General features: G+C 61.3%; 23 protein-coding genes. All 23 read right to left on the reverse strand.

What is annotated here, in order from left to right; all coding sequences use genetic code 11:
• Positions 1-156 precede the first annotated feature (156 nt).
• Positions 157-726 carry a DUF5317 domain-containing protein gene (locus tag HPY55_03405; GenBank protein ID NPV69680.1) on the reverse strand — a complete coding sequence of 190 codons (570 nt, stop codon included), beginning with the start codon at positions 724-726 and terminating at the stop codon, positions 157-159.
• Positions 686-1,978, reverse strand: a complete 1,293-nt coding sequence (locus tag HPY55_03410; protein NPV69681.1) for an HD-GYP domain-containing protein — start codon at positions 1,976-1,978, stop codon at positions 686-688. Before HPY55_03410 ends, HPY55_03405 begins: the two co-directional genes overlap by 41 nt.
• A 42-nt stretch (positions 1,979-2,020) precedes the next feature.
• Positions 2,021-3,346 (reverse strand): HD-GYP domain-containing protein, encoded by a 1,326-nt coding sequence (locus tag HPY55_03415; protein ID NPV69682.1) that lies wholly within the window; start codon positions 3,344-3,346, stop codon positions 2,021-2,023.
• Positions 3,347-3,589: 243 nt separating this feature from the next.
• A complete protein-coding gene (locus tag HPY55_03420; protein ID NPV69683.1) occupies positions 3,590-4,240 on the reverse strand; it encodes a hypothetical protein in 651 nt (216 codons plus the stop codon).
• A 12-nt stretch (positions 4,241-4,252) separates the two neighbouring features.
• Positions 4,253-5,407 (reverse strand): hypothetical protein, encoded by a 1,155-nt coding sequence (locus tag HPY55_03425; GenBank protein ID NPV69684.1) that lies wholly within the window; start codon positions 5,405-5,407, stop codon positions 4,253-4,255.
• 74 nt (positions 5,408-5,481) lie between these two features.
• Complete coding sequence (raiA, locus tag HPY55_03430; GenBank protein NPV69685.1) at positions 5,482-5,997, reverse strand: ribosome-associated translation inhibitor RaiA; 516 nt, start codon at positions 5,995-5,997, stop codon at positions 5,482-5,484.
• Positions 5,998-6,113: 116 nt separating this feature from the next.
• Positions 6,114-6,314, reverse strand: coding sequence for a cold-shock protein (locus HPY55_03435; GenBank protein ID NPV69686.1), 201 nt, complete (start codon positions 6,312-6,314; stop codon positions 6,114-6,116).
• A gap of 334 nt (positions 6,315-6,648) precedes the next feature.
• Positions 6,649-7,062: a hypothetical protein gene (locus HPY55_03440; GenBank protein ID NPV69687.1), complete on the reverse strand. Its 414-nt coding sequence runs from the start codon at positions 7,060-7,062 to the stop codon at positions 6,649-6,651.
• A complete protein-coding gene (fliS, locus tag HPY55_03445; protein NPV69688.1) occupies positions 7,059-7,475 on the reverse strand; it encodes a flagellar export chaperone FliS in 417 nt (138 codons plus the stop codon). The genes HPY55_03440 and fliS overlap by 4 nt, the downstream gene beginning before the upstream one ends.
• 23 nt (positions 7,476-7,498) lie before the next feature.
• Positions 7,499-8,881 (reverse strand): flagellar filament capping protein FliD, encoded by a 1,383-nt coding sequence (gene fliD, locus HPY55_03450; GenBank protein ID NPV69689.1) that lies wholly within the window; start codon positions 8,879-8,881, stop codon positions 7,499-7,501.
• Positions 8,882-8,912: 31 nt separating this feature from the next.
• A complete protein-coding gene (locus HPY55_03455) occupies positions 8,913-9,290 on the reverse strand; it encodes a flagellar protein FlaG (protein NPV69690.1) in 378 nt (125 codons plus the stop codon).
• A 141-nt stretch (positions 9,291-9,431) separates the two neighbouring features.
• Positions 9,432-10,262 carry a flagellin gene (locus HPY55_03460; GenBank protein NPV69691.1) on the reverse strand — a complete coding sequence of 277 codons (831 nt, stop codon included), beginning with the start codon at positions 10,260-10,262 and terminating at the stop codon, positions 9,432-9,434.
• 126 nt (positions 10,263-10,388) lie between these two features.
• Positions 10,389-11,207: a flagellin gene (locus HPY55_03465; GenBank protein ID NPV69692.1), complete on the reverse strand. Its 819-nt coding sequence runs from the start codon at positions 11,205-11,207 to the stop codon at positions 10,389-10,391.
• A 221-nt stretch (positions 11,208-11,428) separates the two neighbouring features.
• On the reverse strand, positions 11,429-11,674 hold the full coding sequence (locus HPY55_03470; protein NPV69693.1) for a carbon storage regulator: 246 nt from the start codon (positions 11,672-11,674) through the stop codon (positions 11,429-11,431).
• Positions 11,668-12,144 (reverse strand): flagellar assembly protein FliW, encoded by a 477-nt coding sequence (locus HPY55_03475; protein NPV69694.1) that lies wholly within the window; start codon positions 12,142-12,144, stop codon positions 11,668-11,670. The genes HPY55_03470 and HPY55_03475 overlap by 7 nt, the downstream gene beginning before the upstream one ends.
• A gap of 72 nt (positions 12,145-12,216) precedes the next feature.
• A complete protein-coding gene (flgL, locus tag HPY55_03480) occupies positions 12,217-13,092 on the reverse strand; it encodes a flagellar hook-associated protein FlgL (GenBank protein ID NPV69695.1) in 876 nt (291 codons plus the stop codon).
• Positions 13,093-13,106: 14 nt separating this feature from the next.
• Entirely contained in the window at positions 13,107-14,501 is a 1,395-nt protein-coding gene (gene flgK / locus HPY55_03485) for a flagellar hook-associated protein FlgK (protein ID NPV69696.1), read from the reverse strand.
• A 15-nt stretch (positions 14,502-14,516) separates the two neighbouring features.
• Positions 14,517-15,008 (reverse strand): flagellar protein FlgN, encoded by a 492-nt coding sequence (locus HPY55_03490; protein NPV69697.1) that lies wholly within the window; start codon positions 15,006-15,008, stop codon positions 14,517-14,519.
• 146 nt (positions 15,009-15,154) lie between these two features.
• A complete protein-coding gene (gene flgM, locus HPY55_03495) occupies positions 15,155-15,457 on the reverse strand; it encodes a flagellar biosynthesis anti-sigma factor FlgM (protein NPV69698.1) in 303 nt (100 codons plus the stop codon).
• 89 nt (positions 15,458-15,546) lie between these two features.
• The gene (locus HPY55_03500; protein NPV69699.1) at positions 15,547-15,954 is read right to left on the reverse strand and encodes a MerR family transcriptional regulator; all 408 of its coding nucleotides are present in this window, start codon (positions 15,952-15,954) and stop codon (positions 15,547-15,549) included.
• A 3-nt stretch (positions 15,955-15,957) separates the two neighbouring features.
• A complete protein-coding gene (locus tag HPY55_03505; protein ID NPV69700.1) occupies positions 15,958-16,698 on the reverse strand; it encodes a ComF family protein in 741 nt (246 codons plus the stop codon).
• Positions 16,695-18,332: a sensor domain-containing diguanylate cyclase gene (locus HPY55_03510; protein ID NPV69701.1), complete on the reverse strand. Its 1,638-nt coding sequence runs from the start codon at positions 18,330-18,332 to the stop codon at positions 16,695-16,697. Before HPY55_03510 ends, HPY55_03505 begins: the two co-directional genes overlap by 4 nt.
• Positions 18,333-18,489: 157 nt before the next feature.
• Positions 18,490-18,984 carry a glycosyltransferase family 2 protein gene (locus HPY55_03515; protein NPV69702.1) on the reverse strand — a complete coding sequence of 165 codons (495 nt, stop codon included), beginning with the start codon at positions 18,982-18,984 and terminating at the stop codon, positions 18,490-18,492.
• Positions 18,985-19,028: the final 44 nt, after the last annotated feature.

Genomic DNA, 19,028 nt, shown 5'->3' on the forward strand with positions numbered 1-19,028 from the left:
TACCGCCCCCTCGCGCTCCCCCGCTCGTCCCAGAGGAACCCCACAAGTTCCTCTCTATCTACCCTGATCCATCTGTAATTTTAGCATTGCTGCAATGGGGAGGCAACCTGCGCCCCCGCAAGTCGTATCCGGCCGCCGGCGCCGACGAAACGCTCCCTAGGCAGCGCTCCGCGCCGGCCTCCGCGGTATCATCACGAACTGCACCAGGATAAACGCCCCCAGCATCACGAGGATGTCTCCCACGCTGAACACCGTGGGTGGCCACAGCGGCTTCGGTATGTACAGCACGTCCCCCAGGAACGCCAGCCGGGTCGCTCCGGTGACCAGCTCGTGGGTGTAACTCACTCCCTGCCTGATCGCCTCGAACGACGGCAGGACGTCGAGCCCCGCCCTCTTGAGCCCCTCCGGACCGATCGGCATCCGCCCGCTGTTTGCCGCAATGACGACCAGGTTGAGCGCGGTCCCCAGGCCTATCAGCCACATGCCCTTGAGACGGGTGTTCCTGGCGACGGCGTAGACAATCATGACGTACGCCGACATGTGCAGCGCCGCCGCCACCGCCGCAGGGATCGCCAGGCGGCCGGTCGCCCACGACAGGCCGAACCTGACCGCGAAACTCAGCAGGATCCAGCCAACTTTCTTGAACTCCACCTCGGCGAACCCCGCAATCCTGCCGCCGCGGAGCCTACCGATCAATATCGAAAACATAATTGAACTCAAAAACATGTTCGCCCCACCTCAGTTGTTCCTGAACGGCCTGTTCCACGTACGGTATTATCGCGGGATCGAACTGCTTGCTGGCCTGCGCTCTCATTTCGGCGAGAGCCGCCACCGGTTCCATGGCCGGCGAGAACGGCCGTGAGTGCGTCATCGCGTCGTACGCCTCGGCGATGGCCACTATCCTGGCGCCCAGCGGGATATCTTCGCCCGCAAGCTTATGGGGGTGTCCCGTCCCGTCGAACCGTTCGTGGTGGTGAAGCACTATCTCCGCGCACCCGGTGAGGAACGCGCTCTTCGACACGATTTTCGCGCCCTCGATCGTATGCGTCAGGAGGTCGAGGTATTCGCTCATCGACAGCGCCGCCTTCTTCAAGAGTATCCGCTCGTCGATAGCGGCTATCCCGACGTCGTGGAGCATCGCCCCAAAGAACAGATTCCGGATTTCCGGTTTCGGCAACGCCATCTTCCTGGCCACGGCCACCGCCAGGTTCGATACCCTCCTCGAGTGCCCAACGCCGTTCGGGAACTTGGCCTCTATCACCGGCACGAGCGTCTCAACCGTGCTCCGGTAGACCTCCGACATGCGCACGAACATCCGGGTCGAATAGACTATCATCGCGAGGAATAGCGTGAATACGATAAGACCCGACATTCCTACCCTGGTCCTGGGGTACAGCCACGCGAGGAGAAGCGCGGCCGCAAAGTTCAGCGGAAAGCCGACCGGGATTTCGGCCCACTCCCCCCACCAAAGCGACGCGAATCTCGATCCAAACCTCGCATGCAGGCCCGGCAGGGTCAGCAACACTATGACCAGGAAGTACAGCGCCGCCGAAAGGAATCGGCTGGCAAGCCACAGGTCCCCGGGCGCGCCGTTGAACGGCCCCTGATCCGGAACGCCCATGCCGTGAACCCATCCCAGGAAGCGGTAGAGGTGGCCCGCCGCGACCGTGGCTATTCCGGCGACGGCGATCGACGGCGCCTCGCCCCACAGGCCCATCCAACCTCTCCTGGACAGGGGCCTCATCAGCATCGCGCTGAACACCCGCCCCGCGATCGCCACGATGCAGGCCGCCGCGGGGCCGAACAACCAGGAGCCGGCCATCTCGACAGCCGGTCCCAGGGTCACAGTGAACGAGTACCACTTGATAGGCAGCACGTGAGTCATAGGACTGATAAGGCAGAACAACAGTACCGGCGCCGCCGGAATACCGGGCGAGAACAGCCCATATCCGGCCGCCGCGACTCCCACCGCTATCATCGACCACGAATACAGCTTCCAGATTCCAGGCTTCGTCTTTACCTACCCCCGGCTCGTTTCATCTTTTCTCTGCCCCTCGTCCTCACCGCCGCCGTCCTCGTGGACCCTCCCCGCACCACTCCCGCCGTTCTGTCTTGCCTCGCCGACGGCTTTCAACAGCGCTGTCACGACCTTCGGGTCGAACTGCGTCCCCGAATGCATCAGCATCTCTCTCTTCGCTTCGTCGAGGGTATAAGCCCTCTTGTAGGGCCTCTCGGACGTCATTGCGTCGAAGGCGTCGGCCGCCGCGATGATCCTCGCCCCCATCGGTATGTCGTCCCCCTGCAACTGGCCGGGGAAGCCCCGGCCGTCGAACCTCTCGTGGTGGTGCCTTACCCACCGCGCCCCACGGCCGAGCATCTTGACGTGGCTGATTATATCCGCGCCGATCTGCGCGTGCTTCTTCATCTCGTGGTACTCTTCCCGGGTGAACTTCCCCGGTTTCTTCAGCACCGAGTCGGGTATCCCGATCTTACCGACGTCGTGGAGGATCCCGACGTACCGGAGGAGCTGGATTTCCTCCTCATTCATCCCGAGGACCTTGCCGGTTTCGACGGCGATTTCCGCCACGCGCTCCGAGTGGCCCCTCGTACCGGAGTCCTTCGCGTCCAGGGTAGCCATGAGCGCCCTCATGGTCTCCAGGTAGGTGTCCCTGAGGTCAATATACCGCTTGAATGAATACCTTGCGAGGAGGAGGGGCACCAGGAGGACCGAGGCGCCCGCGATCCCCGCGCTCTGGTAAGCCTCGGCGAGGACGGCGGCTACGGGGACCAGGGCGAGCATGTTGGGCATGGCCCACCGGAAATTCACTGCCCAGAGACCCCGGGGATCGACGCCCTCGTCCAGAGACGCGGCCACTACTATCAATGACGTGTTCACGACCGTGTACGCGAGCGCGCTCCCGACCAGGGGCACCAGAACCCCGGGGGAATTGACGGTGCCCGGTCTGCCTCCGAGAAACACGTAGGTCTGGCCGGCAGCAAGGGCGGCCATCGACAGCATGGCGCGGTTGAACAGGACCGCGTAAAGCGGAGTCTTGCCCATTAGGTCCTTGACGCGGATCGTGCCGATCGCCGCGATCCACTGCGCCGCGCTCGGACCGAAGAGCAGCACGGCGGCGTTTATCACCGCGAAGCTGACCGACACCGTGCCATTGTCCCTGGGGAGGGTCACCGGAAACGCTTCCGCAATAAACGCGAGGACGGTAAACAGGGATACGGAGATCAAACGGTCGGGGGTTTCGCCGGGGCGAAACCAGATCAATAATCCAAGCCCGACTGCGATGACTGTGTAGACGTAGGATCTTGCCGCTCTCTCGGGAGCGCGCATCCAGGTGGTTCCTCCATTGCGGCGAACGAGAATTGGACCGGCGACTGGTCGATTTGCTATCTCACTTCCACTGGAAGCTGGCGCCACCAGCAAGAACAAGCGCCAACACGGCGAGCACTGCCCTGAGAATCCTGCTCACTTTGTCAAACCCCCAGATGTTGGAACCGCTCACGAATTCGCTCTATATGAACGGTTTCCTCCGCTCGGGTTTGGCTAGCCGAGTCGCCGGTCCAAGATTTACCGCTACTGGCCCTTTACTCCTTTCATGTGAAAAGGAATCCTGCGGTTCAGGGAATCCAGCGTGGCCCTGGCAGTTGCCTCGAGTTCATCGCGGCCCACTATGCACGCGCCGGTAAGCACCTCGTCTTTCTGGCCCGAAGAGATGCTCACCGTGGCGACCACCACCGGCCTCCCCGACAGTGAAATGAGGGTGGTGTCTTCCAGGGCGCAAAGGATTAAGTCGTCCATGTAGGAGTTCACCGCTGCCAGGGTGGCCTCGGCCACGAGCCGTAAACGATTGCTCTTCGAACAGGCACCCCTCGCCCTGCCCGTAACCACTCTTCCCTCGAACTCCAGGTTAATCTCGGCCCGCCCCTCGCTACCCTCAACTCCGTAGAACACCGACTGGAGTCTCGGCCTGAGCGGGGGTATCGCGGTCTCGAGTTCACCCGCTATCTGGGCAACGGATATCCTCGGCAGGTCGATCTCCATCCCGAACTGAGCCTTGACCACCGACTGGACGTCCCGGCATATCCTGGCGGCACTCCGTGTCGATCTCGCGAGAACGTGGAGGGATTCAATCTGTCCTTCCTGATTAAGCGTGGCCCGCGCGTAAAGTACGTCCTTAACCCGCAGCAGGGCCAGTTCGATCGGTTTGGTCCTATCCTCTGCCATGGATTTCTTCTCCTAGAACTCTAAGGAAGTTATTCGACTCCGAGCGGCTAGTTCCTGCACAATCGTGTCGGCCAACGCCCAGACGCCTCCGTTGACCAGTGAGTGCCCTCCGAGTATCACTGGAACACGCGAACCTGCGGCGGCCCGGGTAAATGCGCGAACCCGGCTGTCGAAGATATCACCCGGACGCTTCAGGTCCGAGTTGTACCGGTCCGAAACGGACGGGGTCAGGCCCCAGTGTGAAAACAGAACACGAGTGTCGATGAAAGCTACGTCGCTGATCTCGCCAATGTACTCAAGGAAACGTTCATCCCCGAGGCAATCTACAAGCGACCCTGTGATGGACCGTACTTCATCCGACGCCTCCTTCCTAAACGCTTTCATGCCGCGTTCCTCGGACACCACCCTGAGCCTCCACTTGAGGGCGCCCCGAATGAAAGCCATGACTCCGGGCGAAACCCGGCCGGCCAGGAAAGCGCGAGGGTGTGGTTGTCGCAACTTGTCCATCACCCCGGCAAGAAGGCCCTCGCCCCAACCCGCTTTTTCGACGGCGCCGGCGCACCTGCCTCCTGCCCTGGGATGCAACGCCAACACGGCCAGGTCGGCGGGGGTATCGACGTCAAAGTCGTAGACGGGGCCCTCGGGGAGTATCACTGCTTTCAGCCCCGCTTCCTGCAGCAGGTACGCCAGGAAATTGTCATCATCCGGGAGGTGTATGCGGCGGAGCGCGCCAGCGGGTCTGAACCCGACGATGTCGGCGGAGTACAGGTTGTTGGCGACAACGACTCCCTCACTTCCCTCACCGGCCGCGAGCGCAGCGGCGATGGTCTCGAAGTCGCCGGAGGTGGCCAGCGGCGCCGAAGCGCCCCCCAGGCACACGACCGACTCGAGATCCCAACCCTCGACAAACCCGAGGAGCCACGGACCCATCCTGAACCCGTCCCGGGCGGTACGTTCGACACGGGCACCCAAATCGGCAGCACGGTGCGCGAGTTCATCATCGGAGGTCACCAGTACCACGGCGTCAAAGGAGGGCGCAGCCAGCAGCCGTTCAATGGTGTCGAGGCAGATTTCGCGGCGAATCGACGTCATGACACCTTCGACACCTTCGCCGCCTTCGAGGGCCTGTCCACCCTCGAAGACCAGGGCAACGACCCCTTGACGCATCCCACCAACCCTCCCCCAGCCCACGGTCAAACCGAAGGGGGCCTTACGGCCCCCTCACTCTGGAACGAGAATCTCTACTCGGGCTCTATCAGCCCGTAGTTACCGTCCTTCCTGCGGTACACCACCTCGATCCCTTCGCTCTCGGCGTTCCGGAACACGAAGAAGTCGTGGCCAAGCAGGTTCATCTGGAGCACTGCTTCCTCCACCGTCATCGGCTTCAGGGCGAACCGTTTCACCTTGACTACCGCCGCTTCGTCTCCTACGTCTATGTACCCGGTTTTCCCGGCGCGGTCGCCCCCCCTCGGCCGGCGAAGCACCCTGGTCTTGTACTTGTTGATTTGCTTTTCGAGCTTCTCGAGAACGAGGTCGACCGAGGAATACATGTCTCCGGTCTCCTCCTCACCCCTGAGAAGCATGCCGTTCAGCGGCACCGTGACCTCTACTATGTGCCTGCCGCGCTCGACACTCAAGGTAACCTGGGCGAAAACGGAATAGTCAAAGTACTTCTCGATCTTCTTGAGGCGTTTCTCCACGTACTCCTTCAGCGGCGGGGTTACGTCCATGTTCTTGCCCCGGACGGTGATCCGCACGAGAGCCAACTCCTTTCCCCTCGGCTTTTATATAATATTCCCCCACTGGCAGGCGAATCCTCCACGAAAAAACCCCGGCCAGGCCGGGGAAGAAGACTTCTTTAGCAAGTTTATCTTTAGCCGAGCCGGCTCACGTTCGCCGCCTGGAGTCCTCGAGGGCCCTCGACGACCTCGAACTCGACCGTGTCGCCCTCGTTCAGCGTTTTGAAGCCTTCCTGCTGAATCGAAGAGTAGTGCACAAACACATCGGGGCCGTCATCGCGTTGAATGAAGCCGTAACCCTTTTCCGGATTGAACCACTTCACCTTGCCTTGCATTGATCAGCATTCCTCCCACGACGAGTTTGCCACTTTATCCAGCGGTTTCAGCAAGAATATAGCATGGAGAGCCCCAAAAAGTCAAATGAGCGGCCGCGTGTCGTCTTACGGCCGAACGGGGTCTCTGGAGTCGGTAATGCGCCGGTGAAGCTCCGCGTTGTGGGGAATAGCGCCGCGATGGGAGTAATTGCCTGTGGATACTGTGACTAACTCTGTTGATAACGAGGAAGAACCGCGTTTTCGCCGTGGGGACACATTGTGAATTGCGGACCGGGGGGACCGGGGTCTGGCGATGCGAGGCCCGACGGCGGGACCGGCATGGCCCACCGCTCGATCATTTGACGCGGTCGATGAACCCCGCGGTATCTGTGAGGTTACTTAACATGCCCCTGTAAGTGTCCATGTACTGTTTCAGGAGGTCGACCTGCTCCAGGTCCCTCGACACCCGTACCTTCGCTTGCTCGATCAGACTCACCGTTTCGGAGTCTATCTCGAGAATCTGGCGCGCGATATCGCGGCATTTGCCCAGAACGCTCTCCGATCTCACTCCCGAGTGCAGCACCTCGGGGAAGGCCCTCTCGATTTCGGCAGCAGTCTGGTCCCGCCTGTCAGCCTCCCGCTCCAAGGCCTTCACCTGATCTATCGTGTCAGACCTGGCGGCGAGTTCCCTCTGCCGCATGGCGGAGGCCAGCATCGCCGAGTACAGCGACACCAGCCTCTCGCCGTACTGTGTGTCAGATCCGTTCAACCCACTACCACCTGGAAGCCGTCCTGCGGTGCAGGAATCCGCCTCGCGCCCTTCGCCTTGCTGCACTCCAACCACGCCTCCCTGAGCGTCGTCAGGATGTCACGAACCGCGTCGAGCATTCCCGGATCTCGCTTGAATGTCGCCTCGACAAGCCTGCTCCCGCAGAACTCGTAGAGCCTGTAGAGCTTGGCTGCCATCTCCCCGCACTCGAAGTTCAGGGATCCGCTGAGCTCTGTCAGGATGCCATGCACCTTCCCGAGGGAGTTCGCGCAGTCACTCGTCCTACCCTCTGCCATGGCTTCCTTTGCCTGGCTCAGGTGCCTCAGCGCATGATCGTACGCCATCAATATCAGATAGGTGCCCGGTGCTGTCTGAATCTGGACTGCCTTATACTGCGCAACCGCGTCTGGCATCTTTTCCGCCCCTCACATGAGACTTAGTACTGTCCCGACATCGAGCTTATCTGGCTGTCAAGCCAGGAGCCCTGGCTCTTCAGGCGAGCGATCGTAATCTCCATATTGATGAACTGCCGCCTCAGGTTCTGCTCCCTTTGATCCAGCCGCTGATTCATGCTGTCGATGCGCTCCTGCAGCCGCCTCTGTTGTTCCGAAAGCGCCTTTTGCCTCTCGGGCACGAGCCCGCCGGTTTGCGTGTAGGTCTTTACCTGGCTGTAGAGCCGCGCGCCGATCCCTTTCGTGTCTGCCAGGTCGTACGCCCCAAAGAGGCGGGCCACGTCGTCGAGGTTAGACTCGAGTTTTTGCGTGAACTTGCTTTCGTCGAGCTGCAGGTGATTGATGTCGCCGGAATCCCAGGTCCCCGTGCTCAATCCCATGTCCGAGCCCCTCGTGATGCTGCCGGTCAACCCCTCAACCGGGTCAAGCACCAGCCGGCGGATCGTCCCAAGTATCTGCGTCAGCGTGGTCTCGCCCATGAACAGGCCTGCGGTCTTGGTCTCCTTGTCGTAGGACATTTTGCTTGAGATGTAATCGTACACTGCGTTGTACTCGCTGACAAGCGCCTTGACCGCGTCGACGGCCTTCTGGGAGTCGTTGGTCACGGTGATGGTAGCCGTCTTACCCTCGGCCTTGATCTGGAGGTTCAGGCCACCCACCGCGTCGGCGATCGTGTTCGTGGATCTCGAGATCGTGAGCGAATTCACCTTGACTTCGGCGTCGACCGCTTCCTGGGTGGTATTGGATTTGATTGTCCCGCCGTCATCCCAGAGGAGACCGAGGCCGAGCAGCGCGTTATTATCGTCGGTGAACGAAATCGCGTTCGAGGTTCCCGTCTCCTTCGCAACCAGGACCAGCCTGTGCTGGCCTGGTGATACCTGCACCACCGACGCCGTCACCCCGATGTCGGCCGTGTTGTTTATCTTGTCCCTGATCGAGTTGAGACTGTCCGAGGCCTCAATGGCGATGGTCTTCCCGTTAATGACAGGGTTTCCGGTGATCCCGCGCGCCTCCGCAGGGTCGGCAAACGTGCCGGACACCACGGTGTGCGCCCTCGCAAGTTTGATGACCTCCACCGTGTAGGTCCCCGGGGCCACGCTTGAGGACGCCGTAGCGGTTGCCACCGTTGAATCACTGGACTCGGCCTTCCTGGAGTAGAAGGTGTCGCGAGACTTCAGCGCCTGTGCCTTGCTCTGCAGGCTATACAGCTTGGAGTTGATATCCTTCCAGGCGGTCGACTTATTCTCGAGGGTCTTCTTCTTGCTCTCAAGCTGGGTAATCGGCTTGCGCTCCACTGCAATCAGCTGGGACACAAGGGACTCCCAGTCAAGGCCCGACACCGCACCACTCAACCGGATGTCGCTCATAACGTTCCCTCCCCGATCCTGACCCCGCGATTCAAACCTTCTCGTCCACTATGAGCCCGACTGCCTCGCGCACCCGCGCGATCAGGTCGAGCATCTGCTCGGGTGGTACCTGCCGCAGTACTTCACCGCTCTCCCTGCTTATGACCTGCACGTACACACGCCCGGACTCCTGATGGTAGCAGAAGCTCAGTCGGGCGTTCAAGAGATCAGATACACGGTTTGCAGCCCAAATGGCAGCCTCGACCTTCTCGCTTACGAGCCCGCCGTCCTGTTGTGCCATAGTCTGTGCTTCCTCATCCGCCGGGCCGCGGGCGGGTTCTGCGGGTCTCTGGAGCGATAGCTGTCTTGCACCTTTATCGGTACTCACCACTGGAGTACTAAAACCGGAGACTCCCTGTACCAGGCTCATAGCCTATACCTCCCGGCTCAAGTCCCCCCCCCTGGACTGGTGAGCAATTCGGGCCGGCCGGATAACCGGCCGGCCCCAACCACTCACCTACGCGTTACCCGTCTGCATTCTCGCAATCATGTAGCCCCTCACTGCCCCGGCTTACGAGCTCAGGAGCTGCAGCATCGACTGCGGCTTCATGTTCGCCTGCGCGAGCATCGCAGTGCCCGACTGGAGCAGGATCTGGTGCCTGGTGAAGGCCGCCATCTCGAGAGCCATGTCGGTGTCGCGGATGCGCGACTCGGCTGCGCTGATGTTCTCGTACGCGGCGCCGAGGTTGGCCCAGGTGAACTCGAGCCTGTTCTGCGCGGCGCCGAGACCGGCTCGTATGGTCGATATGTCGTTGATGGCGTCGTCGAGGATACCTATCGCCGTGTTGGCGCCAGCCTGGGTCGAGATGACCACATCACTAACCATGGCGCCGACCCCGGTGCCGATCGCAGTCGCCTGGCAGTCGCCTATGGACAGCACAAGGGTCTGCCCGGCGTTGGCGCCGATGTGGAACGTGCCAGTGAAAGCACCGTCTAGCAGGTCCTGGGTGTTGAACTGGGTGGTGGTCGCGATCCTGTCGATCTCAGCGATTAGCTGGGTTACCTCACTGTTTAGATGCGCGCGGTCGGGGTCGGTGACGCTGTCGCTCGCCGCCTGGACCGCGAGTTCCCTCATCCTCTGCAGGGCGTTGTGGGTTTCTGTCAACGCGCCCTCAGCCGTCTGGATAAGCGATATCGCGTCGAGGGCGTTCTTCTGCGCCATCGCAAGGCCGCGAGCCTGGCCCCTCATCTTCTCCGAAATCGCGAGGCCGGCCGCGTCGTCGGCTGCCCTGTTGATCCGGAAACCCGACGACAGCTTCTCAAGAGACTTACCCATGTTGAGATCGGTGATCGTCAGGTTCTTCCACGCGTTGATCGAGCTGATGTTGTGGTTGATTCTCATCTTCCTCATCCTCCTTGATGATTTCGCCCCGCGCCCACCAGAGCGTAAGCTATCTGTCCTCTCTTATGGGCTCCGAGCACAGGCAACTTCCGGTTGCCCTTTCCATCACCTAAGCCGCCCGCGACCTTAGCCTTGCAGGAGCTGCAGCATCGACTGCGGCTTCATGTTCGCCTGCGCGAGCATCGCGGTGCCCGACTGGAGCAGGATCTGGTGCTTCGTGAACGACGCCATCTCGAGGGCCATGTCGGTGTCGCGGATGCGCGACTCGGCTGCGCTGATGTTCTCGTACGCGGCGCCGAGGTTGGCCCAGGTGAACTCGAGCCTGTTCTGCGCGGCGCCGAGACCGGCGCGCCTGGTCGACACTGTGTTGATCGCGGTGTCAAGAGCCGTGATTGCGCCGTCTGCACCGGCCTGGGTGCTGATGTCGACAGTATCAATGTTCAGGCCGGCTACCGCCGTACCGCAGTTGCCGATGGCCAGTGCGAGGGTTTGGCCGGCGTTGGCGCCGATGTGGAATATCCCGTTGAATGTGCCGTCGAGCAACTTCCGGGTGTTGAACTCGGTGGTGGTCGCAATCCTGTCGATCTCAAGGAGCAACTGATCGACCTCACTGTTTAGATGCGCGCGGTCCTCGTTGGTGACGCTGTCGCTCGCCGCCTGGACCGCAAGCTCCCTCATCCTCTGCAGGGCGTTGTGGGTCTCTGTCAACGCGCCCTCAGCCGTCTGGATAAGAGATATCGCGTCGAGGGCGTTCTTCTGCGCCATCGCAAGGCCGCGAGCCTGGCCCCTCATCTTCTCCGAAATCGCGAGGCCGGCCGCGTCGTCGGCCGCCCTGTTGATCCGGAAACCTGACGACAGTTTCTCAAGAGACTTGCCCATGTTCAGGTCGGTAATCGTCAGGTTCTTCCACGCGTTGATCGAGCTGATGTTGTGGTTGATTCTCATTTTGTTCATCCTCCTTGATGATTTCGCCCTCCGCCTGATCCGGAGTCAGGCGCCTAACCCCGGGGTCATGGCTTCGTGGCATGGGCAACTTCCGGTTGCCCTTCCAACACAATATATCGTGGGAATTTGATCGCAGTTTAGAGCGTGGCAGCCCAGGTCCCCCAAGAATCGAAAAGACGGGGGGCTCGATTGCCTCCCCGCCTCAAAGCCGACGTTGCAGGCTATCCTGATACCTCACGGAGGATATCCAATTCCTTGAGCGACGTGTTACCCCCCTGCGAGGCAAGCACGTTCTCCGCCGCTATCTCATCGAACAGTTCGCGCCTGAACACCCGCACGCCCGAGGGCGCTCTCACGCCAATGCGGACGACGGCCTGATCGCCCGAGCCCCTTACCTGTACCACGAATACCTCCACGCCTTCGCCGATTACCAGGCTCTGGCCCCTCTTCCGGGAGAGGACTAACATGACGTTCCCTCCCCGCTGTCTGGACAGGCGCTGTCGCCGCGCGCCCCGCCCCTGTCAAAAACCCGGAACTTCAGTGGGTTATCCGGGTTCAAGGTCACGACCTGTACTGCAACGCGGTTACCGTGATTTACGGCAATCGGGGCACGGAGGTTAATCGTCGTACGCGATGGGTCGGCCGGCACGACGGCGATGCTGAGGTACTTCAAGTCGGATGGGGACTCAACACCCAGCGTCCGGAGCGAGTCACGGTCTATCTCCGGTTTGTAACCCGGGACGAATGCCGACGGGTCGGTGACCACGAAGGCCAGCGCCGGGTCATCCAGCGACTGGAGCCACATGAACAGGGAGTCACCCCTCGATATCAGGGCGAACCGCGTGCAGCTCTCGAATCCGATGAGCCCCTCGGGAAAACGCAGCATCTTGTCGTCGGACACCTCGATCTCGGCGAACCGCGTCGTCTTCACGCGCACCTGACCCAACCCCCCGTTTCCAAATGATCGGCGGGCGGCGCCACTGGCGCCGTCCACCGGAAGTGGGCCCTGCTATCTCAGGAAATCAGCGAGGGTGGGCTGGATGAGCCTTGCCCCTACGGTAAGCGCAGCCCTGTACGCGGCTTCCTCTTGACCGAGCCGCACGGTGAGTTCTGCGATATCCGCATCCTCCGTCTCCGATAGAAGGCGCGTCACGCTTGTCTGAAGCTCGAGTGAACGCTCGGCTGACATCTCCAGGCGGTTGATCTTGGCTCCGACCGCGCTTTCCATGGCGAGGATCTCATCTTCGTTCGCCTGGAGACTGCCTATCAAGTTGGATACCCCAGTGTAATTCCCTGCTCGCAGCTCGTTGGCCAGATTCTGCACGTTCTTGAGTATCGAGCCAGGGTTGGCCAGGAACTGTGGGGTGGTATTAATCTGCATTACCTGGCCGCGGGCGATCTCGCGCAGGATAGCCCCATTGTCGAGAGCGCCGGCCGGTCCACCCAGCGTAAATGGGGCGGTCAACGTGTTCTGCCCGGCAAACAAGTACCGCCCACCGTGATCGGAGTTGGCCAGGTCCACCAGATACTCGTGCATCTGGTCCACCTCGTTGGCCATGGCGTCCAGGGCGGGTTGCGGCACGGTGCTGCTTGCTCCCGCCACGGCGAGCTCGTGCAGCCTGTGAATCACCTCGCCCATTTTGTTCAGGGACTCGCTCGTAGCCGTCAGCCAATCCTTCGACTCCTCCATGTTTTGCTTGTACCTGTCCATCTCCACGAGCGTGCTTCTCAGGCGGAGCGACGCGGTCAGGCCGATTGGGTCATCGGACGGTTTCGTAATCCTCTTCGCAGCCGAGAGCTGGTCTTGATACTTCTGCACCCTCGTCGAGTTATTATTCAGGCGCCGCACCAGGTTGCCGGCCATCATGTTGCTGGTGATCCTCAACGCGCTTCACCTGCCTATCGGCCTACTAGTCCTGTCCTGTTAACCAGTACGTCGAGCATCTCGTCGGCCGTGGTAATCACTCTCGCGGCCGCCTCGTACGCGTGCTGGAACTTGATCATGTTCGTCATCTCCTCATCCAGGGAGACCCCACATACGGACTGTCTGCGGTTCTCAATACCCTGCACGAGGAGGCTCGTGTTTTCCTGCATCCTGTTGACCTCTTCGGCATCCACGCCGATGCGCCCGACAACACCCCGGACGAAATCGTCCCATGTCGCATTGACGGGTCCCGCCGGGTCGGTTTTCATCGTGAGTTTGTGCCGCAGCTGCGCGATCGTGAGGGCGTTGGAGCCATCGCCGACCAGGCTGCTCGACGAAGCGGCGATGAGCGCGACGTTGCCCGCTACGGCGTCGCCAACGTCAATGGTGACCGCGTCGGTCCCCTTGAAGAACGTCCCGCCGGGGTCGCCGTTGTAGTCAAACCCCAGTGAGTGCTGAGTGTTGACCTCGTCTATGATGCTGGCTGCTAGCTCGTTCATGTCGGTCTTTAGCTCGGGGATGACCACGTCCCTCATCCTGCGGTACCCCTCCAGCTCACCGGAGGTGATGCTAATGTCCAGTCCGGTGCTGGGCCATATGACCCGGGCGAACCCCTGGGGGGTATTCTGGACATCAAGTTCAAATGCCCTGTCGGATTCGACCAGAGCGACTCCGCCGACGGTGACCCTGCACCAGCCGGCGGGATCCTCGGTGACCCTTATGTCAAGGACCTTGGCGAGGTTGTCCAGTATCAGGTCGCGCTGATCCATAAGGTCGTTGGGTCGCTGCCCGGACGCCTTCGCACGCGTGATCTCCACGTTGAGCTCGGCGATCTGCCGCGCGAATGTATTCACCTGACTGACCTTGGTCCTTATTGACGTGTCCACGTTCTTCTGCATCTGGTCGAGCTGGCGGTACGTGTGCTTGATCGCCTCCGCCACGGACACCGCCCGCTCCCTCACGGTCGACCGGACCGCCTGGCTCTCGGGGTTGTTCGACAGGTCCTGGAGAGAGGTCCAGAACAGGTCGAGCACCGACCGGATACCCGAATCGGACGGCTCATTGAAGATGGTCTCGATCTCTTCCATGGCGGTGGACATCGTCTCGTATTTGCCCAACGCTTTGAGTTCCGCCCGCACCTGAGCGTCAATGAACGCGTCGCGAATCCGGCGAATGTCCGTCACGGTAACCCCGGTGCCGATCGCGCCGAGGCCACCGGCGGCCATGTACGGAGGTGTCTGCGCAAGCATGGCCTCCTGGCGGGAAAAGCCAGGGGTGTTGACGTTTGCTATGTTATGCCCGATCACATCCAGCGCAGTCTGCTGGGCGATCAGAGCCCTCTTGCCGATTTCGAGACTAACGAATCCCAAACCGAGCCCCTCCCTCTACGCCTTTCTGTCGACGATGCCGGCTGGTTTCTGAGCCATCTCGCCGGAGGTGTCGTATGTGGCGCTCACTCGCGTCGAGAGTACCGACAGCATGAAGTTGACGTACGCCAGGGATTGCTGGATCAGCTCGGAGTTCATTTCGTTTAACTCCGTTATCTGCCTGATGCTGCTCTGAATCGCTTCGCGGTTCTTCTCGAGCGACTCGCGATACGGCTCCTCCGCCATGGGAATGATGTCGGCGAACCTTACCTCGGCAACGGGTTTGGAAACAAACGACGCGACCTCTTCCTGCAGCTTCCATCTCTTCTCCTCTATCTTGCCGGCCCGCGCGATGATGACCTGTTCGGCGCGGGTCACTTTCTCGAGGTCCGAGAGGCTCCCTTTGACGAGAGCCTCCTGCTTCTTCTTCCCGAGGACGGCAAGGTCGGCGTAAGCCTCCGCCTCCTGGGCCAGGAACTCGGCCATCCTTTGCCATAGACCCTCTATCATTGCAGATCCTCCTAAAGACCAGTAGTGACGGTTGTCCAAGGTCGCCTGTTATTACCGGGCCGAGTCCGTTAACGCACGCGATAGCCTCTAGCAAGTAGCCGCCCGTTGGATGTCCAAGCCGGGCGGCGGGTACGACAGATCTGCGATTAGCTCAGCCGGTCGGCGATGATGCGGCGGAGCATCATCTCGGCTACGTCCGTGGCGTCCACATCGTACTTTCCGTCCGCCACCAGCTTCGCAATTGCCTCGACCTTATCGGCTCTTTCGTCCGGCATGGCTTTGATCGCTTCTTTTATCCTGGCGATTTCCCCGGCCTTTGGCGATATCTGAATCTGATCGCCTCCGGCGGGCTTAGATCCCAACTTGCCCTTGTTTACGTCGCTCTGGGACTGAATTCTTTTCGACTGGATCCCCAGGGTAGAATCTATCTGGCTTCTTGAAATCATCAACGCCACATTCCTCCCCCGATCTCGAGCGTCCAGCGAACGCAAACATACCTAATTCAAAGTATCGAACAGATCCGCCGGTTAGTTTAGATCTATTTTTGTCCCTTCTTGATGCTGTCGTACGTGTGCATGCGCTCAAACCCGCGCTTCTCCGGCTCGAGGGGCTTACGCGTGAGGTCCTGGGCGACCCTGTCGAAGCCCTCCTTGCACTTCCTGCAGACGCGGCCCGTCTCGATCACGCTTCCGCAGACGTCGCACCTCAGTTCGAAGCCACTCACCGACCCCTGTACGAGGCGGCCAAGCCTTAGGAATCTCACAATGCGTTCCTTCGGGACTTTAGTCTCCTCGCTAACCTCGTCCACCGAGGCGTTCGCGTGGGCTTCGACGTACCTCCGCACGACCTCGAACTGCCGGTCTTCTTCCTCGACACACCGCGGGCAGAGTTCATTCCCCCTGTCGACGAATACCCTGCCGCATTCGGAACAATTCCTGATGTCCACGTTCTAACCTCCCGTAATGGCGCAAACCAAAACGTCGACGGATGCCGCCCCGTCACACAGCAACACCGCGCAGCATTCGAAAACGGTGGCACCAGTGGTAAATACGTCGTCGACAATCAGGACTCTCTTTCCGCCAAACCAGCCCCGCTTCAGCACGGTGAACGCCCCCGATATGTTCCGGCGACGTTCATGCTGGTCCAGCGTACTCTGCGGGAGCGTTTCTCTGGTTCTCCTGAGTTCTCCTGCTTCTACCGGCACTCCCAGCCGGCCGCCAGCAACCTTCGACAGCAGAAGGGACTGGTTGAAGCCCCTCGTGACCTCCCTGGCAGGGTGAAGCGGAACGGGAACCAACACGTCGAACGCCACCGCGCCACCGCGGACCGCCGCCAGGCCGGCTTCCGCCATCAGGCTTCCGAGCGGTTCGCACAGGTCCTGCCGGCCTCCGTATTTCAGCCGCCATATTGCCTCCTTGAGCCTGCCCTCATACGGTCCGGCCGCCATTACGGTGCTGTAGTCGCGGTGGCAAGCCCGCGGAAGTTGGAGCGGGTGGGCAATATGTTTGATGATTGGCGGGTTGGACGCCAGGCAGGACCGGCATATGGACGTCGCGGGGGCGGGCGTGAGCAAAACGCCGGTCTCGTGCGCCCGCCGGAGTGGGCCGCCACACAGGGGACACCTGTCGGAAGGGGGAAGTACGAGCTCAAGAAAACCCCTCGCGATCCCGCGGAGAAGAGCTTGGGTCACTGGACGAGGTTGGCCCCTGCTGAGGTCTTCGTCTGGTACATCGCTTCGTCGGCGGCCTTTATCAGGGCTCGCAGGTCCTCGCCGTCATCGGGGTAGCAGGCGATACCGGTGCTGACGCCGATGGAGACGCCATCGGGGCGCTCCTCGCACGGGAACCTCGTGCCGCAGACCGAGAAACGGATGCGTTGCGCAACCTGTTGCGCCTCCGACCTTGTCGATCCCGGGAGAAGCACCACGAATTCATCTCCGCCGAGACGCGCCGCGATGTCGTTTTCTCTTACGCTCCTCTTGAGCACCCCGCCGAATTCCTTCAGCACGCGGTCTCCGGCCAGGTGCCCGAGGGCGTCGTTCACCCACTTGAAGTTGTCCAGGTCGAGGTAGATGAGAGACAGCGGTTTCGCGTGCCTCTTCGAAGCCGCCAGTTCCTTCTCGAACCTGCGGGAGAAACTCCTCGAGTTGTGCAACCCGGTCAGGGGTTCGGTATCGGCAAGCGTCGCCGTCTGGCGGTACTGCAGCGCATGCTCTATCGACACGGCGGCATGACCGCCCAGAATGCTCAGTATCTTGAGGTCGTCGGGCGTGAATTCCACGCCGCTCTGCCTGCCGACGATTATCCCCCCGACGAGCCTGTCCTCGTGTATCATCGGGACGCTCAACAGGTGGCGCGTCTTCCCCCGCACGTCTTTCGTGAGTATCTCGCCGTTGCAGGATGAGAGCCTCGACGCAGCCCAGCTGCCCAGTTCCAGCGCGAGTTCGGGGTCGCAGCCCTGCTGAAAGTGCTGTCTCACGGGCTCCATCTGGTGCTCGCGCTCCCTGACCGCGTACAGGAGGCAGCTGTCCACCCCGACCGAGTCCTTCACGCAATCCACAATCAGGTCGAAAACGCGGTCCAGGTCGAGAGCCAGGCCGAGCCTGCGGCTGGCCTCGTAGAGCGCCGACATCTCCCTGTTGGCCTTCGAGAGCGAGGCCTGCAGGCTGAACACGCGGGCCACGGCGACTATGGGGACCACCATTGTCAGCAGGGTCCAGGGGCCGAAGCTCCGGTAGAGGGCGACCTGGATGAAAGAGAAAGGTATGGTTATCGCCGCTATGAGCCCGTCGATCACGGCTGCGTCCACGAAGTCGCGGAACGTCACCCTTCCGACGTAGACTATCGGGAGGTTCGTCAGCGCCTGGTTGACGAGGAAGTACCCTGCAAAGAAAAGCCCCGACTTCACCAGCGAACCGGGGTCAACCAGCGCGAGCCCATCAGCGAGTGGCGGCCCCAGACGACTGAGGGCAGCCCCGGCGATAATCGACAACGCGTACTGGCCCCCGTTGAATAACGCCACCTCAACTGGCCGCTTCAGCGCGAACCTCGACACGACCAGGGAAACGGCCAGTCCAGCGGTTGTCGCGATGGCCGTATCGAATAGCAGGAACATCGCGAACAAGATGCTGAAACTGGCCGTGGTGTTGAGGCCGCTGGGGAGGTGGATGTATATTCCCTCCGAACAAAACAGAAGGGCTATGAAGACCACGATGCCGAGACCCTCCGCTACGCCAGGGCGACGAAAAGTCGACAGTGCAGCCGCGGTCCCGATCAAGCCGATCGCTACGTGATACCCGAATAGCCGCCTGTAGTGCTCGGGCAAGAACCAATACCTCCCGGTCCCAGTAATCTATGAATTTCGACAATAGCTTCCAGATTCCTTTTGACGTTGCGGGCGCTTGCCTGGCGAACCGGTGCGGCGGCGTATGAGCCGCCGGGTGGCCGGGGCGCTGGGTGGCCGCGCTGGGAAGTCGGGCGGGTTACCTTACCCGGAGGGATGTGGACCGGTCGTGGCCGGGCTTCCTGAGCATGTGCCGCACGACGGACAGGAGCGCCACCTCGTCGACCCCGTCCTGGAAGCGACACACGAGCGCAATATCGCCGGCACACATGAACAGTCCTATGGTCTCGGCGCGCTCGCCGGGAACCGGCACGTCGGCCATGCGGACCGCCTTTATCGCGGGGCACGATGCCGCGAGCCTCTGGACTACGCGCCACGTGTTATCGGAGGAATAGTCGTCCACGGCGACGATTTCGTAGGGCACGGACGAACCCGAAACGCCGATACCGGCCGCCGACCTGAGGAACATCTCGATGGAGTCTTCCCTGTCTTTCACGATCACGAGTACGCTCACGAGCGGCGGACCACCCGTCTGCGGGCCCCTCGAGAACAGGCGCTCCACTACGTCGAGGGCGGCCGCAACGAGCCCGTACAAGGCCAGCATCACGACGGCGACCCACCAGTACGGGCTCATCAGTACCCCTCCACAAGCGGTGTCACAAACCAGCCTATTCCGCC

It is taken from the genome of Bacillota bacterium (assembly GCA_013178305.1).
Classification (GTDB): Bacteria; Bacillota; Sulfobacillia; order JABLXB01; family JABLXB01; genus JABLXB01.